Below are 16,399 nucleotides of genomic sequence, written 5' to 3'. Positions count from 1 at the left end.
GTTGTTCTGGGCAAAGGTGGTCAGCGGCAGAGAGCTCATCGCGGAAGCCGCCACAGACACCAGACCATCCGCCATTACCCCGCCTTTCAGACGGGACTGGAATTCCTGTCCCTGAATTTTCTGCCCGGACACCAGCGCGGTTGCCGTCAGGTCACCGACCGCCTCCAGCACACTGAGCAGATAAATAATAGCGACCACCAGGAAGTGAGCGAAGTTAAACGAGAAACCATATTTAAACGGTACCGGGATCGTGATAAACGCGGCTTTGCTCATCTGACTGAAATCCACCATCCCCAGGAACAGGGCGCAGATATAACCGACAATCAGCCCGATCGCGATCCCGCCCATGCGCAGCAGCGGGCTTTTACAGCAGTTAAACCCGATAACAACCAGCAGAACCAGTAACCCGACACCGATATTCTGATAATCACCGAAGGTGCCGGAGGACTTGGCGGAGAAGCCGCCGCCGAAATCAATAATCCCGACTTTTATCAGGCTCAGCCCGATCATCAGAACCACAATACCGCTGACTGTCGGGGTGATGACACGACGCAGATAGGGCAGGATAAAAGACGATCCCACAACTAAGAATGCGCCGGCAAACGAGATACCGAAGATAGTGGACAGTAACAGCTCTTCATCAACACCATCAGCCCGCATGCTGGTTCCGATGGCAATCATCACTGTCACAAATGAAAAGTTAACGGACTGAATCGATAATAACCCCGAACCAACCATGCCGTAGCGGTTTACCTGCAACCATGTGCCGACACCGGAGGCGATCATAGCCATGGAAACAAGATACGCATTGGTCTCAGGCGATAGCTGTAAGGCCGTGCCGACAATCAGCGCCGGTGTGACCATCGGAACGAAAATGGCCAGCAGATGGGTCACGGCACCAATAATCGCCTGTAAAAACGGGGGTTTATCTTCGAGCTGGTAAATAAGATCAGATGCTGTGTTTTGTTGATCAGACATCTCTTCTCTCCTGTACGTGAATTTGACTATCTGACTCTGTTAATAACTATCTGTTTTATTTAGGACTCTTGTGGAGAACAGACGGCTGTCATGCAATCTGTATCAACAGATAAAGCAATAACCACACCAGGAGGGCGGATTAGCGGGGAGAAGGGTTATAAAATGTGATTAATAACGGAATTTTTGATCACTTTGTGAAATTGTTCACTATTCGTACTGAACATCTCACGACAGCGGGGTTTTTCAGCGCAGATATCATTATGAGAATAATGATTAATAAATAATCAAATTGATAACCGCCGGGAACCGGCGGCTGAACATTAATTCTCTTCGCGGATACGGGCGCGGGTGATTTGCTTTCTGACCAGCAGACGCAGCGAATTCACCACCAGCAACAGAATAAAGGCGTTGGAAAAAATAAACAGGGTGAATGCCAGCAGGTGAATAAATTCATTATCTGAAGACATACTGATATTCAGAGAGGATTTTGCCAGTGCCGACACTCCGAATGAAAAGCTCCAGAATGACAGGGTAAATGCCTGTTGTGTAAACCAGGGGATGAGCCGGATCATAAACACCAGTTGCAGTAACCCGTAGCCGAGCAGCATTTTGGCAAAGAAATCAATATGATTCTGGTTTACCGCCAGATAGGCGCTGCATGCCACCAGTGCCGGAGCCAGCTGAATACCGAAAGAGAGACGCGATTTTTCATCCATCAGCCCGTCACTGCGGATCCGTTTCAGAATCGCCGGTTCCAGGCTCAGCCAGGAGAAAACGCCTGCACCGAAGAAAAGAATACCGAGGTCGGTAAAACCGAGTGCGCCGCACGCCATGGCGCAGATAAAATTATTGGCGACAGTCGGAAGATAGAGTACCGGGGTGGTCGCCGCTTTCGGGTATTCCCCTTTCCACTGGGAGCCGACCAGCCACGCGGCGTAAGACAGTTGTGCTACTGCGCCGAGGGAAAATAATCCGGTGGAAAACAGCGGGAAGTATGGTGTCAGCCCCATCGCCACCAGAACAGTAGTTGCCGGTAACAGGCTGGAGAACCCGCTGGCGACCGGATGACGGAACTCGTCGGTCATTTTTCCCGGGAAACAGAAACTGCGGATAATAAACAGAGAGATCAGCACCAGCCAGACCGCACAACCGGCACCAATAATCACCTCACCGATGATTGCCGGATACCCCTGCTCAGCCGCTGCGTAACGCCATGCCATCCCGGTGCCGATCAGCCCCAGGACCATGCCGAAATACCCGGCCGAAAACCGGGAAGAAACGGATTTAATCTTATTTATCAGTGTAATGCTCATATCTGTTCTGCTCTGTCATCATACAATCGCCGGAGCGGCAGCCCCGGAGACTAAATAATAATACAAATTTTATAATTTATTTTGATAAGAGTCATTCTGTATACATGTTAAATCACATCATTTTTTCCGGCAGTTCCCGGTACCAGCCCGGCCAGTCCCCAGTGATGGGTGATCTCACGGATAATCAGTAAAAATGCCGTGAATTGTTTGTCTGACGGGAGTGATGTTGATGATACCGGGCTGCCGCTGATAACATTCACGATCTCATTAAACCCGCGTTCTATTTCCTCAGTGGATAAGAAGCCCGCGTCATCACCGGTCAGTAAATAGTTTAGCCGCGGATCAGGGCAATGCAAAATCAGGTCTTCCGCCGGTAATGCCGCCCGCGCCGGGATAATCCGGTTTTCAATATGCTCAATTGCCACTTCCGCTTCATAAGCTGTCACCGGCGAGTGCTGAAAAACAAACCCGTCAATCACACTGTCACCGAGCGGAAGCCGCACATCAGCCTCCGCAGAAAAAATCCGGGTTTCTGTTGCTGTTATCTGTAATGTCAGGTGCGTTACCATTATGACCTCCGTTTAAACCTTTACACTTCTCCGCATAACTATACGTTCCCCTGTATTGACCTTCCCCTAAGGTAAACCATTAATCTCATCATTATTATCCGACTCATTACAGGGAATACCGATGAAAAAATCCGTCTGGGCGTTATCTTTATTATTAACCACACTTTCTGCCGGTGCCATGGCAGCGAAAGGAACCGTCACCGTGTATAAATCCCCGACCTGCGGCTGCTGCGGCCAGTGGGCGGAAGGGGTGGAAAAAGCCGGTTACGATGTGGAAACCAATATTATTCCGCAGGCACAGCTGGAGAAAATGATGCTTGATTCCGGCGCCACCGCGAACCTGATGAGCTGTCACCTCGCCACGCTGAACGGCAAATATGTGATTGGCCACGTCCCGGCGGACAGCCTGGATGCCATTGATACGCTGCCGGAAAGTGCCAAAGGAATTTCGGTTCCGGGGATGCCGGTCGGCAGCCTGGGTATGGAATACAAGGATATGAAAGAGCCGTATGATGTGGTCGCCTATGATGCGGACGGAAAGCAGACGGTATTCCGCAGCTATTGATTTTTATCCTGATCCCGCAGCGAACTTTCAAGAAAATGCAGGAATTTGTCGACAACCGGTAACACCTCACGGCGGCTGGCATAAACGGCTCTCAGTTCGATGGGAGCCGGTTCTTCATTCAGCCGGACAATCTCCCATGCACCGAGATCCGCATAAATCGATTGAGTCAGTTTTTCGCATTTTTTCCGCAGGCAGGCAATTTCATCATCCGGATCAAACCCCAAATCGCTGCTGCGCTCTTTAAATGACTGCAATGCGGCGATTTTTTCTTCCAGCTCAATGATTGGTTTTTCAAATTCGAGATGATACTGAGACATAGCGGACATTACCCTGACAGAAAACATCCGGTCAGTGTAAAAAAACGCCGGAACGGGATACAGTCCTCATTCCGGCATACACTATTATCAGAAACGGGATAATCAGCCGTAAGAAATGGCCGCGCAGCGACGGGCGGTGAAAATCGCAATCAGCGGGGCAATGGCCAGTAACATCATCAGCCAGTAGGCTGAAGACATCACACCCGTCAATGTACCGTCATTGAAACCATTGACGTTAACAATCATTCCCGCCAGCGCCGCACCCAGTGCCGTGGCAAAAAGCTGCACGGTGGTGATGGAAGCGGCGGCGATCTCTTTATCCGCAGGCGCGGCAACCTGTAAAATCCGGGTCAGCAGATGCGGCCAGCCGAACCCGATCCCGAACCCGACCAGCGATAACCCCAGCAGGATCGGCGACATGATGCCCCATGTGCCGGCAGACGGTACAGAGAGCGTCAGTGCCAGCAGGACCAGCCCCGCCAGCACAAAAACCGGCCCGAGCAGAATACTGGCGCGCATTTTCGCCCCTTTCCATCCGGCGCTGATGATCTCACTGACAGTCCAGCCCAGCGCCATCAGCGCACTCATATAACCGGATGCCAGCGGCGACTGACCGTGCAGGCGCTGCAGGAAGTACGGCACGAACACTTCACAGGTCATACCGATCGCCAGCAGAGAAATAGTGATATACAGCGCGGCATGATGGCTGCCGCGCCGGAAGGTGTTTTCCGGCAGTAACCGGATGCGGCTGCGCTGCTCAATCAGCGCGAGCACAATCAGTAACAGCAGCGAGACCACCACGCCGCCCACATTCAGGAACACATCCGGGCTGAGGCTCCCGGCGGAGACCACCAGCACTGCGGCAGTCAGTAATGTCAGCTGGATCAGGGGAAGACACGGCCGGGTGCCGTCATCTTTCTGCTTTTTCGGCATAATCGTAAGCAAAAAGAGCCCATAGATAACCATCAGCGGCAACATCACACCAAAAGCAAAACGCCAGGCGTTTAACTGGGCAAAAATACCCCCGACTGCCGGACCGACCAATGTGGCAACACCCCACATCCCGGAAATCAGTGCCATGGCTCTCGGCCACAGCGCCGGAACATAAACTAAATTGATCATGGCATAAGACAGTGCGAACATAACACCGCCGCCGAAGCCCTGAATGGTGCGCCCCAGCAGCATAATTTCCATCCGGGGAGCCAGTGCACAGGCCAGGCTGCCGGCGAAAAAGGCCACCACCGATATAAGGTAGGCGATACGGGCACCGTATACGGCAAGCAGCCGGGCGGAGAGCACAGAACCGATAATGGATGCCGCCACAAACAGTGTGGTATTCCAGGCATACAGATTCAGGCCGCCGATATCAGCAACAACGGATGGCAAAATGGTGGTCGCCATTAAGATATTAACGGCGTGAATAACAACACCGAACGAGAGAGCGATTGAAATCGCAGCGTTTTTCCCTGAGAAAAGGTCACGCCAGCGGCTGTCATCGGGCAACATAGAACCATCCTTTAGTCTTGTGATACTTTGCTGAATACGATAAATTAAACAAGAATTAACTTGGATAAATAAATACCGGGCACGAGAATATGTCAAGAACTAACCTGGAAAGCAACCTCAGTTCCGCACAATCTGTCGGAGAAAAATTGCTTATTCTCCTGAAAAAGCATGGCCCGATGCAGGCATCCGAGGCCGGGGAACACCTGGGTACCACCGGGGAAGCTGCCCGTCAGCAGTTTACCAAACTGGCCCGGGACGGCATGGTTGAGGCACATTCCGAATGCCGGGGTGTCGGCCGTCCGGTGCAGCGCTGGCACCTGACCGCACTGGGCAATAAACGCTTTCCGGATTGTCACGCTGAGCTGACGGTCAAAATCCTGACCACCATCCGCCGCGAACTCGGCGAGGATGCTATCGGCAAAATTATTACCGCCCGTGAGAATGAAGCCCGCCGCGACTATTTTGATAAACTTCAGGGCGCAGAAACTCTGGAAGAACGCATTATCCGCCTCGTTGCCATCCGCACAGAGGAAGGCTATATGGCGCAATGGGAAAAAGAACCGGAAGGAAGCTGGCTGATTATTGAAAATCACTGTCCTATCTGCTCCGCCGCCCGCATGTGTCAGGGATTCTGCCGCGCCGAGCTGGAACTCTTTCAGACAGTTTTAAATGCAAGTGTGGAACGGGTCGAATATTTACTCACGGATTCTCGCCGCTGCGTATATCGTGTGATACAACAGGAAGATTAACCATTTCAGTTAATCACTAAAAGGAAAGAGGTCACACAATGAAAATTTCCGCACGTAACCAGCTCACCGGTAAAGTCTCCCGCGTTGTTGCCGGCGCTGTTAATAATGAAGTGGAATTAACACTTGAGCATGGTGAAATTCTGACAACCGTCATCACCAAAGAGAGCTGTGACGTATTAGGGATCCGCGAAGGAAAAGAAGCGGTCGCGATTATTAAAGCGCCGTGGGTGGTACTGGCAAATCCGGATTGCGGCCTGCGTTTTTCCGCCCGCAACCAGTTCCGCGGCAAAATCAGCAAAATGGTGAACGGTGCGGTCAACAGCACGATTCATCTGAGAACCGAAAAAGGGCTGCCACTGACAGCGGTTATTACCAATGAAAGCCGCGACGAAATGGAATTACATGAAGGTAATGAAATTGTCGCACTGATAAAAGCTTCCAGCGTTATTTTAGCCACTAAAGCCTGATTCCGGCATACCGTGCAAAACAGGCCGCATTTGCGGCCTGTTTTATTATCTGCCGGTCATTACTCCGCCTGAAGCTGTTCAGGGAAAACCGTATTATAACTGCTGACCAGATTACCGATATCCAGCGCTGTTTTACCGTTGTCTGCCAGCCTTGCAGATAGCACCGTACCTGCCGGGCCTGCCGCAATCAGAAAGAGATCAATCTCTTTTTTCATCAGACACTGTTCGGTCAGCTGATCAATATCGTTATAAGCATCGGTGTCTTTTACCCGCCCAGATATCCATCCGGGCATCCGCCAGTTTTTTACCGGACTGATAAAAACCGTCCGGAGTCGTGGCGCGGGTATCACCGTAAACCGGTTGATCAAGATAACATTTTGTCAGAAACCAGTACTGAGACCAGAATTTAAGCCATGAATCGTTCTCAGTCTGCATACCCGGAACACACACCAGTGTATTGTAATTACCGGTGCTGATATTCCGTAATTCATACATCAGCATTTTATTCAGCAGATCACGGTACTGATGAGATTCAATCGCACAGGTCAGCTCCGTCTGTTTACGGGCATAAAAATCGGCAGCGATATCATTATAAAAACCGATAATCTCATTGGTAATTCCGCGGGCTATCGAGACAGTATCTGTTTCATCCAGCGGGATCCGGCTGAATTCATATTTCTTATTCCGGCCGTCATAAATCAGTGTTTTAAAATCAAAATCACGTTTAAGGCTCTTCTGAAAAAGATCCGGAGATTCATAATCCCTGAATACCAGCCATACATTTTTGCATTTCTGACGTAATAGCCCGGGAATTTCTCTTTATTGAATTCACTGACAAAATTTTCCAAATCGATCTTCATGTCTTAAATCCTTTTTGAAGAAAATCAGAATAGTCCCTCATCCCGCAAAATATGTTTGTCCCCTCTGCGGCGGGTAAAACCGGTCCTGTCAAAAAACTCCAGAATCTGTACGGCCAGCTTACGCCCCATGCCGTATTTATCCCTGAATTGTGCCGCGCCGATACCTTCTTCATGCGTCTGATTATATTCACGGATAACCTGCGCGAATTCCGTGATTTGTGACCGGTGATAATAGCGGTCAGGCACAATCGCCATAATATGACCCAGCTGTGCGGCTTTTTTCAGAAACTGACGGGCGGCGGTTTCATCAATGCCGAGTTTAACGGCCAGATCACGAACCCACCACGGCTCCTGCTGAAACAGCGGTTCCGCACTGTGCCAGAGCGCGTCCTGTGCCGGATCGAAAGCCAGACCGAATCCGGGCAGATGGAGCCAGCCACGGGTTCTGACAATCTGTTTTTCATCCAGTAATTGTGCAATAACCGGAAATACGATGGAATCAGAAAGCACCGGTAATGCCATCCGTTTCAGCCTGTCACGGCCGACGCCCATCTGGTCGCTGTGTGACTGATGATAATCCGCCAGAGTAGCCAGCAGAATGGCTTTTGCCGTTTCAACCCGTTGTGCCGAAAGGGCATAACCGTCGTTGATCAGCAGATTCAGCCCGGCAGTACATTCCGCCAGTTTTTCCGCTGTCAGCTGCCGCGCCCAGGCAAACACCGGCAGAGAAATTTCCCCGCGCGGCAGTTCGCACATCAGGACATCACGATCATCCTGTGCCGCTGCCCGCTCTGATAACCACGCCAGAAATTCCGGGCGACGTTTTCCGCGTCGCGGGGAAGACAAATTCAGCACACGGGCACCCGCCAGTGTGCGCTGCGCACTGATATCGCGCAGGATCAGCCGGTCTTCCTCCGCCAGCCAGAGCGGGGTATCAAGGGTAATTTCCGCCAGCAGCGGACGGATGTTATCGTCACTCAGGAGGGAAACCCGCCCGGTGATATGGCTGGCGCCGTGGTGAATATGCACCGGCTGCCAGCTTTTCAGACCTTCATCTGTTTCAATTTCCGCCAGAATGCGGTGTGCAGACTGCACCGGTTTTTCGCTCAGCAGCCAGTCACCGCGGGAAACCGTCTCTTTGCTGACATCACCGCTCAGGTTGATCGCCACACGGTCACCGGCCTGAGCCTGCTCCTGCTGGCGGTTCTGGGCATGAATACCGCGCACACGGACAGATTTGTCACTGCCGGTCACCCATAAAGTGTCACCGGTGCTGACACGCCCGGCCAGCGCGGTACCGGTTACCACCAGCCCCGCCCCTTTGACACTGAAAACACGGTCAATCGCCATCCGGAAACGTTTTTCTGTCCGGCTGTCTGAGGCTTGCTGCTGATGGTGCAGACGCAGATGCGCCCGCAGTGTATCCAGCCCTTCGCCGGTATGGGATGAGGTGACAAAGACCGAGCTTTCCGGCCAGCCGTCAGATAACAGCAGTTCTGTGATTTCCTGCCGGACTTCCTCAACCCGCTCCGCCGGGACGCGATCGGCTTTGGTCAGCACCACAGAGATTTGCGGACGCCCTGCCAGGCGCAGAATCGCCAGATGCTCGCGGGTCTGTGCCATCACTCCGTCGTCGCAGGCAATAATCAGCAGGATATGGCGGATCCCGCCGATACCCGCCAGCATATTGCCGAGAAACTTTTCATGGCCCGGCACATCCACAAAGCCGATAACGGTATCGTCATCCTGCGGCCAGTAGGCATAACCGAGGTCGATGGTCATTCCGCGTTTTTTCTCTTCCGGCAGATGGGTGGTATCCACGCCGGTTACCGCCTGAATAAGAGCCGTTTTTCCGTGGTCAACATGGCCGGCTGTAGCAAAAATCATGGTAACAGTGCCTGTAAAAGTCGGTTTTCATCTTCAAGGCAACGCAGATCCCACCACAGACGCCCGTCACTCACCCGCCCGATCACCGGAATGGTCAGCTGACGGTGAGACTGCGTCAGGGTGGCTAAGGCGCTGCCTTTTCCGTTTTGCGGGGTAAACGTCACTGCCCAGCCGGGCAGGCGTTCCACCGGCAGGGATCCGCTGCCAATCTGCGAGGAGCAGGGCTCTGCGCGGATCACCCATTCATCACCGTAATATGCCTGAATTTTCGGCACAAGCCGTTGTGCCATATCATAAATATCGTCAGCAGACCGGGTGAGCAGGCGCAGTGACGGCAGTGTCTGCGCCAGTTTTTCCGGACGGCGGTACAGACGAAGCGTGGCATCCAGCGCCGCCAGAGTCATTTTATCTGCCCGCAGGGCGCGTTTGAGCGGATGGCGCTGTATTGCCTCAATCCACGCTTTTTTGCCGAGAATAATCCCCGCCTGCGGCCCGCCGAGCAGTTTATCACCGGAGAAAGTCACAATATCAATGCCCTGCGCCAGATAGCGCTGCGGCATCGGCTCTTCCGGCAATCCCCACTGTGTCATATCAATCAGAGCACCGCTGCCGAGATCAATCACTGACGGGATAGTATATTCCCGGCCGAGTTCCGCCAGTTCCTGCCCGGAGACCTCTGCCGTAAAACCTTCAATATGATAATTACTGGTGTGGACTTTCATCAGCAGCGCCGTCTGCTCACTGACGGCATTTTTATAATCATGCAGATGGGTCCGGTTTGTGGTGCCGACCTCAACCAGACGACAGCCCGCCTGGCTCATCACTTCCGGCACGCGGAAGGCACCGCCGATTTCCACCAGCTCACCGCGGGAAACAATCACTTCCCGCCCGGCGGCCATCGTCGCCAGCACCAGTAATACCGCCGCCGCATTATTATTGACGATACAGGCCGCTTCCGCGCCGGTCAGCTGACACAGGCGCTCCGCGACAATGCTGTCGCGGTGACCGCGCCCGGCATCATCAAGGGAATATTCGAGCGTGACCGGCCAGCGCATGGCATTGGTCACCGCCTCAATAGCCGCTTCCGCCTGTAATGCCCGGCCGAGATTGGTGTGCAGCACGGTACCGGTCAGGTTAATGACCGGCCGCAGTGCTTCCCGATCGCTGTCCAGACGGCGGGACAGTTCATCCGCCCAGCAACCGTGCCAGTCCGGCAGCTGCTGCCGCTCACGGATCGCGTCACGTGCATCATCCTGCATCTCCCGCAGCACACCGACGATACAGGTCTGTCCGTACTGTTCTGTCAGTGCGGCAACCGGTGTTTCATGTAATAACCCGTCAATGGCAGGTATCTGACTGTATAATGCACGTTCGTTCATAGCGGACTCACTTCACTGACTTATTCATTCGGGAACAGGAACGGGTTGATACTGCTGCGGGCAAAACCTTCTTCTTCCATCCGGGCATCCAGGATCAGGGTTGCCAGGTCATCCGCCACGGTATCCACTTTCGCGTCTTTTTCCTGTGACAGAATTTTCAGGTAACTGCCGCAATCACCACAGCTTTCTGCTTTCACCGCCGCCTGCTCACTTTCCAGTGACCAGTAATTCAGATCACGGGTCTGTTCGCAGTTGGTGCACTTAATACGGACCACATGCCATTCGGTTTCACATAATCCGCAGTGCAGATAACGCAGCCCCTGCGTGGTGCCGATCTGGATCACGCCGGAGACCGGCATTGCCGCACAGACCGGACAAAACTGACGGTGTTCGCCGTGCTCTTCGCGGCCTTTGCCCGGGATCATCGACGCCATCTGCGCCCAGTACAGGGATAATGCTGCCCAGATAAACACGGACTTATCCGGTGATACAGCAGAAAATTCCTGATTAAACAAGGCAGTTGCCATGTCTTCCAGCTCATTCTCAGAGGCTTTGTCCAGGTTTTCCAGGGTCGGACGGGCATGATCCGGTGCGACCGGCAGCAACTCAGCAATAATGCTTTTCAGCAGCTTGCGCCAGTGTTCAGTACGCTGAAAAGTGCGGCAGTCGAGCAGGGCTTTGCCCGGCATATTGGCGGCCATCAGGGCATCCATATCCATTTCAAGCGGGTTGTCATACAGGGCTTTCTGCTGGGCGCGGGTGATTTCAGCCGCAAATTCCAGGTAATCCGCAAACGGGTTATCTTTGGCCAGCTCATCAAAACGTTCGGCACGGCGCTGATACAGATTCTTCAGATTAGGAAACAGTACGGCCGGGATAAAGCCAATCCCTTTTTCATTTTTCTGAGCCTGTCCCAGCTCTTCTTTGGATACAATTCGGATACTCATGATATTGCTCTTCTTCTGATATGGAGAGGATAAGCCGGTCCGGCAAGTAAAACCCTATTATGAACCGGCTGCCTTAAAATGTCGAAAAGGCAGGGAAATCCCTGCCTTCTGAATGGTCACACGAGAATAGTAAAAACGGTCACTGACCTTTTTTATCCTCTTCGCGCTCTTTTGCCACAATCTGACGGTACCAGCGCGGGTGATGTTTCTTCGCCCAGCCGCGCGTTACCCAGCCTTCCGTCATCGCACGCACTGACCCTTTCACCCAGATTGCCGCATACGCGTGAACAATAATAGTGATAATCAGCCCGATAGCGGAAATGGAGTGTACCAGCAGCGCGATACGGATCACCGGAATAGAGAAATATTCCGCAAAGTAAGGACGCCAGATAACGATACCGCTCAGCAACAGCAGGAACAGGCAGATACTGGCTGCCCAGTACACCCCTTTCTGACCGAGGTTATACTGACCGACATCACCGGCTTCCTCATTTTTCATGATTTTGCCGATCTGCTTCGCCCACTCGATATCATCACGGTTGATAAAGTTGTGTTTAAAGTAACGGAAAAACATAAACACAAACAGTAAGAACATCACCACACCGGTAAACGGATGCAGCAGACGTGATAACTGCGGGGTACCCAGAATGTTCATAAACCAGTTAAGCGACGGGAAGAAAAACCCGAGCCCGCTGATGGCCGTGAACAGAAAACAAATGACCACAGCCCAGTGATTCACACGCTCAATCGGTTTGTGGCGGATAATTTTTTCGCGATCATCCTGTTGCATTATTTCTGCTCCTCCTGACCTGCTGATTGCTCAGTCTTTGCCGGAACATCCTGAATATCTTTCAGGGCCTCTTCTTCCTCGCGTTTTGATACCCGGTTCGGGCCGATACCCACATAGTGGAAGATTGCCGCCGCAAAGGTCGCCGCAAAACCGACTGCTGCCAGTGGTTTCCACGCACCTTTCCAGAATTTCACCGCAGCACTGATTTCCGGGTTCTCCGGCAGGCCGTGATATAACTGCGGCTTATCAGCGTGGTGCAGCACATACATCACATGCGTACCGCCGACACCCTGCGGATCATAAAGACCGGCTTTGGCATAACCACGGCTTTGCAGCTCAGTCACACGATCACCGGCCAGCGCTTTCATATCCTCTTTCGAGCCGAAATGAATCGCCCCGGTCGGACAGGTTTTCACACACGCCGGTTCCTGACCCACATCCACGCGGTCAACACACAGTGTGCATTTATAAGCGCGGTTATCTTCTTCGTTGATACGCGGCACATTAAACGGACAGCCCGCGATACAGTAACCGCAGCCGATACAGTGCTCTGACTGGAAGTCGACAATCCCGTTGGCATACTGAATGATTGCGCCTTCTGCCGGACAGGCTTTCAGACAGCCCGGGTCCGCACAGTGCATACAACCATCTTTGCGGATCAGCCACTCAAATTTGCCGTTCTCTTCCACTTCGGAGAAACGCATGACAGTCCATGACTTGGCGGACAGATCCTGCGGGTTATCATACACCCCCACGTTGGTACCGATTTTGTCACGGATGTCGTTCCACTCCGAACAGGCGACCTGACAGGCTTTACAGCCGATACAGGTGGTCACGTCGATAAGCTTCGCCACTTCTTCCTTAAAATCCCGCACCTGAGGTGCGGGGGTCAGGGAATTGGTGGCAGAGCGACGAATAATGTCCTGTGATTGCATTGACATAATTTATCTCCTTACACCTTTTCCACATTAACCAGGAAGGCTTTAAATTCAGGCGTCTGGGTGTTCGCATCCCCGACAAACGGTGTCAGTGTGTTGGTAATAAAGCCTTTCACCGCCACACCCTCAAAGCCCCAGTGAATCGGAATACCGATGGTATCCACTTTTTGACCATTCACATCCAGGGTACGGATGCGTTTGGTGACCACTGCTTTCGCCTTGATATAACCGCGTTTGGAGCTGACTCTTACCGTATCGCCATGGGAAATGCCTTTCTCATTCGCGAGACGCTCACCGATTTCGATAAACTGCTGCGGCTGAGTGATAGCATTTAACCGTGAATGCTTGGTCCAGTAGTGGAAGTGCTCCGTCAGACGGTAAGTTGTACCAACATACGGGAATTCCGCTGCTTTACCCATCTGCGCCCAGTCATCTTTGAAGACACGGGCTGCCGGGTTGGAGACCACATCCGGATGCAGCGGGTTAGTGCCGAGCGGGGTTTCAATCGGCTCGTAGTGCTCAGGGAACGGCCCTTCCGCCATCTTATCGATAGCAAACAGGCGGCCCATCCCTTCCGGCTGCATGATAAACGGCCCGACATCCGAATCCGGCGCGGCATTGCTGTAGTCCGGCACATCCATACCGATCCACTTGCTGCCGTTCCATTCCAGAATCTGACGTTTCGGATCCCACGGTTTACCCGCCGGGTCCGCAGATGCGCGGTTATAAATGACGCGGCGGTTCAGCGGCCATGCCCACGCCCAGCCGAGGGTGTTACCCAGCCCGGTCGGGTCAGCGTTATCACGGCGTGCCATCTGGTTACCCTGCGGTGTCCAGCTGCCGGCGAAAATCCAGCATCCGCTTGCCGTGGTACCGTCGTCACGCAGCTGTGCGAAGGAGGTGAGCTGCTCGCCTTTCTTCACAATAACATTGCCGTCAGCATCTTTCAGATCGACCAGCGCCAGACCATTACTCTCCTGAGCGACTTCTTCCGGTGTCGGATTATCGCGGTCGAAGTAGTTCCAGGTCATGTTCAGTACCTGCTCAGGCACCTTACCGCCTTCCGCTTCATACAGCTTGCGGACACGGTGGAAAATCCCGGAGAGGATTTCGCCGTCGCTGATAGCTTCGCCCGGGGCATCCGCGCCTTTCCAGTGCCACTGTAACCAGCGGGCAGAGTTAACGATAGAGCCGTTCTCTTCCGCGAAACAGCAGGACGGCAGACGGAACACCGTGGTCTGAATCTGTGCCGGATCCACATCGTTCATCTCGCCGTGGTTCTGCCAGAAGTTCGATGTTTCGGTATTCAGCGGGTCAACGGTGATCAGGAACTTCAGTTTTGAAAGCGCCTTAACCACTTTGTTTTTGTTCGGGAATGAGGCTAACGGGTTAAAGCCCTGGCAGATATAGCCATTCACTTCCCCTTTATCCATCATGTCGAAATAACGCAGAACGTCGTAGCCTTTATCCCACTTCGGCAGCCAGTCAAAGCCCCAGTTATTCTCTTTCTGCGCTTTGTCGCCGTAGAAGGTTTTCATCAGGCTGACAAAGAACTTCGGATAGTTGCCCCAGTAGTTAACCTGGCCCTGTACCGTTGGTTTCGGTGTGTTGGCAGCCAGATAACTTTCCAGTGACGTCTGTTTGTCAGACGGCAGCGTCAGGTAGCCCGGCAGGCTCTGAGACAGCAGGCCCAGGTCGGTTAAGCCCTGGATATTGGAGTGACCGCGCAGCGCGTTCACGCCGCCGCCCAGCATCCCCATGTTACCCAGCAGCAGCTGGATCATGGCCATGGTACGGATGTTCTGCGCACCGACAGTGTGCTGTGTCCAGCCCAGTGCATACAGGAATGAGGCGGTTTTATCTTTCGCGCTGGTTTCGCCGATATATTCACAGACTTTCAGGAAATCTTCTTTCGGCGTCCCGCAGATATTGGTCACCACATCCGGGGTATAACGGCTGACGTGCTCTTTCAGCTTGTTCCACACACAACGCGGATGCTGCAGTGTGGTATCGCGTTTCGCAAAGCCGTTTTCATCCAGTTCGTAATTCCAGGTGGTTTTATCGTACTGGCGTGTTTCAGGATCATAACCGGTGAACAGCCCGTTTTTAAAATCGTAATCTTCACGGACGATCAGGCTGGCGTTGGTGTACGCCTCAACATATTCACGGTTGATTTTTTCATTTTCCATCAGGTACTTAATGACACCTGACAGAAACGCAATATCAGTACCGGAACGGATAGGCGTGTAGAAATCCGCCACAGCCGCTGTACGGGTAAAGCGCGGGTCAATAACGATCAGTTTGGCATTGTTATGAATTTTGGCTTCCATCGCCCAGCGGAACCCGACAGGGTGAGCTTCCGCAGCGTTTCCGCCCATCACAACAACAAGGTTGGCATTTTTAATATCAACCCAGTGGTTGGTCATGGCACCGCGACCAAATGTCGGAGCAAGACTTGCTACCGTAGGTCCGTGTCAGACACGCGCCTGGTTATCCACGGCAAGCATGCCGAGGGCGCGGGAGAATTTCTGGGTGACAAATCCGGTTTCGTTACTGGCAGCAGATGCGCATAACATCCCGGTGGTTAACCAGCGGTTGACGGTAACGCCATCGCTGTTCTTTTCAATAAAGTTAGTATCGCGGTCATCTTTAATCAGGCGGGCGATACGATCAAACGCCTCATTCCACGAGATACGTTTCCACTCGTTGGTGCCCGGCTCACGGACTTCAGGATACTTAAGACGACTTTCGCTGTGGATAAAATCGATCAGACCTGCGCCTTTCGGGCACAGTGCGCCGCGGTTTACCGGATGATCCGGGTCCCCTTCAATGTGAAAAATAGATTCTTTGGCGTTTTTTGCCCCGTCACCCAGACTGTACATTAACAGCCCGCAGCCGACGGAACAGTACGTGCAGGTATTACGGGTTTCACGTGCGCGTAAAAGCTTATACTGACGTGAACCGGCAATAGCGACCGCCGGGGCAAAGCCCAGAGCCGCCGCCGTTGTACCCGCCATACCGCCAGCGCAGATCTTAAAGAACTGCCTTCTGCTGACTTGCATGGAGATCTCCTTATTACATTGCTCTTATGCCGCTGCAAAATAAGCCACAGCGAACTTTCTTTTTATCCGCAC

At 52.9% G+C, this 16,399-nt stretch carries 15 protein-coding genes; 3 read left to right on the top strand and 12 right to left on the bottom strand.

What is annotated here, in order from left to right; all coding sequences use genetic code 11:
* The 3 genes from HMPREF3119_RS06425 to HMPREF3119_RS06415 form a co-directional block, all read right to left on the bottom strand.
* Positions 1 to 978, bottom strand: a 978-nt coding sequence (locus tag HMPREF3119_RS06425; RefSeq protein WP_246829250.1) for a uracil-xanthine permease family protein, incomplete at its 3' end; no start/stop codon positions are given.
* 320 nt (positions 979 to 1,298) lie between these two features.
* Positions 1,299 to 2,291, bottom strand: coding sequence for a dicarboxylate transporter/tellurite-resistance protein TehA (tehA, locus tag HMPREF3119_RS06420; RefSeq protein WP_004236678.1), 993 nt, complete (start codon positions 2,289 to 2,291; stop codon positions 1,299 to 1,301).
* Positions 2,292 to 2,398: 107 nt separating this feature from the next.
* Entirely contained in the window at positions 2,399 to 2,860 is a 462-nt protein-coding gene (locus tag HMPREF3119_RS06415) for a hypothetical protein (RefSeq protein ID WP_036417454.1), read from the bottom strand.
* A gap of 121 nt (positions 2,861 to 2,981) precedes the next feature.
* On the opposite strand from HMPREF3119_RS06415, the gene HMPREF3119_RS06410 reads away from it, so the two are divergent.
* Complete coding sequence (locus HMPREF3119_RS06410; RefSeq protein ID WP_015422372.1) at positions 2,982 to 3,425, top strand: DUF411 domain-containing protein; 444 nt, start codon at positions 2,982 to 2,984, stop codon at positions 3,423 to 3,425.
* Here the strand turns inward: HMPREF3119_RS06410 and HMPREF3119_RS06405 are convergent.
* Complete coding sequence (locus tag HMPREF3119_RS06405) at positions 3,419 to 3,742, bottom strand: hypothetical protein (protein ID WP_064483643.1); 324 nt, start codon at positions 3,740 to 3,742, stop codon at positions 3,419 to 3,421. The two genes, HMPREF3119_RS06410 and HMPREF3119_RS06405, sit on opposite strands and share 7 nt — an antisense overlap.
* Before the next feature lie 102 nt (positions 3,743 to 3,844).
* Positions 3,845 to 5,248, bottom strand: coding sequence for an MFS transporter (locus HMPREF3119_RS06400; protein WP_032098043.1), 1,404 nt, complete (start codon positions 5,246 to 5,248; stop codon positions 3,845 to 3,847).
* Positions 5,249 to 5,337: 89 nt separating this feature from the next.
* Between HMPREF3119_RS06400 and HMPREF3119_RS06395 the strand changes: the two genes are divergently transcribed.
* Together HMPREF3119_RS06395 and HMPREF3119_RS06390 are read left to right on the top strand one after the other, a co-directional pair.
* Positions 5,338 to 5,997: a helix-turn-helix transcriptional regulator gene (locus tag HMPREF3119_RS06395; RefSeq protein ID WP_004236684.1), complete on the top strand. Its 660-nt coding sequence runs from the start codon at positions 5,338 to 5,340 to the stop codon at positions 5,995 to 5,997.
* 38 nt (positions 5,998 to 6,035) lie between these two features.
* On the top strand, positions 6,036 to 6,464 hold the full coding sequence (locus HMPREF3119_RS06390; RefSeq protein ID WP_004236685.1) for a TOBE domain-containing protein: 429 nt from the start codon (positions 6,036 to 6,038) through the stop codon (positions 6,462 to 6,464).
* 59 nt (positions 6,465 to 6,523) lie between these two features.
* On the opposite strand, the gene HMPREF3119_RS18745 is transcribed toward HMPREF3119_RS06390, so the two are convergent.
* From HMPREF3119_RS18745 to fdnG, 7 genes are all read right to left on the bottom strand, one after another.
* Positions 6,524 to 6,757, bottom strand: a complete 234-nt coding sequence (locus tag HMPREF3119_RS18745) for a GT-D fold domain-containing glycosyltransferase (RefSeq protein ID WP_004240163.1) — start codon at positions 6,755 to 6,757, stop codon at positions 6,524 to 6,526.
* A 591-nt stretch (positions 6,758 to 7,348) separates the two neighbouring features.
* On the bottom strand, positions 7,349 to 9,211 hold the full coding sequence (selB, locus tag HMPREF3119_RS06375) for a selenocysteine-specific translation elongation factor (protein WP_070579001.1): 1,863 nt from the start codon (positions 9,209 to 9,211) through the stop codon (positions 7,349 to 7,351).
* Entirely contained in the window at positions 9,208 to 10,590 is a 1,383-nt protein-coding gene (gene selA, locus HMPREF3119_RS06370; protein WP_032098047.1) for an L-seryl-tRNA(Sec) selenium transferase, read from the bottom strand. Before selA ends, selB begins: the two co-directional genes overlap by 4 nt.
* Before the next feature lie 20 nt (positions 10,591 to 10,610).
* Positions 10,611 to 11,537 (bottom strand): formate dehydrogenase accessory protein FdhE, encoded by a 927-nt coding sequence (gene fdhE / locus HMPREF3119_RS06365; RefSeq protein ID WP_004240168.1) that lies wholly within the window; start codon positions 11,535 to 11,537, stop codon positions 10,611 to 10,613.
* 139 nt (positions 11,538 to 11,676) lie between these two features.
* Positions 11,677 to 12,327 carry a formate dehydrogenase cytochrome b556 subunit gene (fdoI, locus tag HMPREF3119_RS06360; protein WP_004240169.1) on the bottom strand — a complete coding sequence of 217 codons (651 nt, stop codon included), beginning with the start codon at positions 12,325 to 12,327 and terminating at the stop codon, positions 11,677 to 11,679.
* Complete coding sequence (fdxH, locus tag HMPREF3119_RS06355) at positions 12,327 to 13,268, bottom strand: formate dehydrogenase subunit beta (RefSeq protein WP_004236694.1); 942 nt, start codon at positions 13,266 to 13,268, stop codon at positions 12,327 to 12,329. Before fdxH ends, fdoI begins: the two co-directional genes overlap by 1 nt.
* An 11-nt stretch (positions 13,269 to 13,279) precedes the next feature.
* Positions 13,280 to 16,327 (bottom strand): formate dehydrogenase-N subunit alpha, encoded by a 3,048-nt coding sequence (fdnG, locus tag HMPREF3119_RS06350; protein WP_079549259.1) that lies wholly within the window; start codon positions 16,325 to 16,327, stop codon positions 13,280 to 13,282.
* Positions 16,328 to 16,399 lie beyond the last annotated feature (72 nt).

The organism is Morganella sp. HMSC11D09 (assembly GCF_001807955.1).
GTDB classification, from domain to species: Bacteria; Pseudomonadota; Gammaproteobacteria; order Enterobacterales; family Enterobacteriaceae; genus Morganella; species Morganella morganii.
The sequence above is the reverse complement of the archived record's forward strand: the minus strand, read 5'-3'. Positions and strand labels throughout refer to the sequence as shown.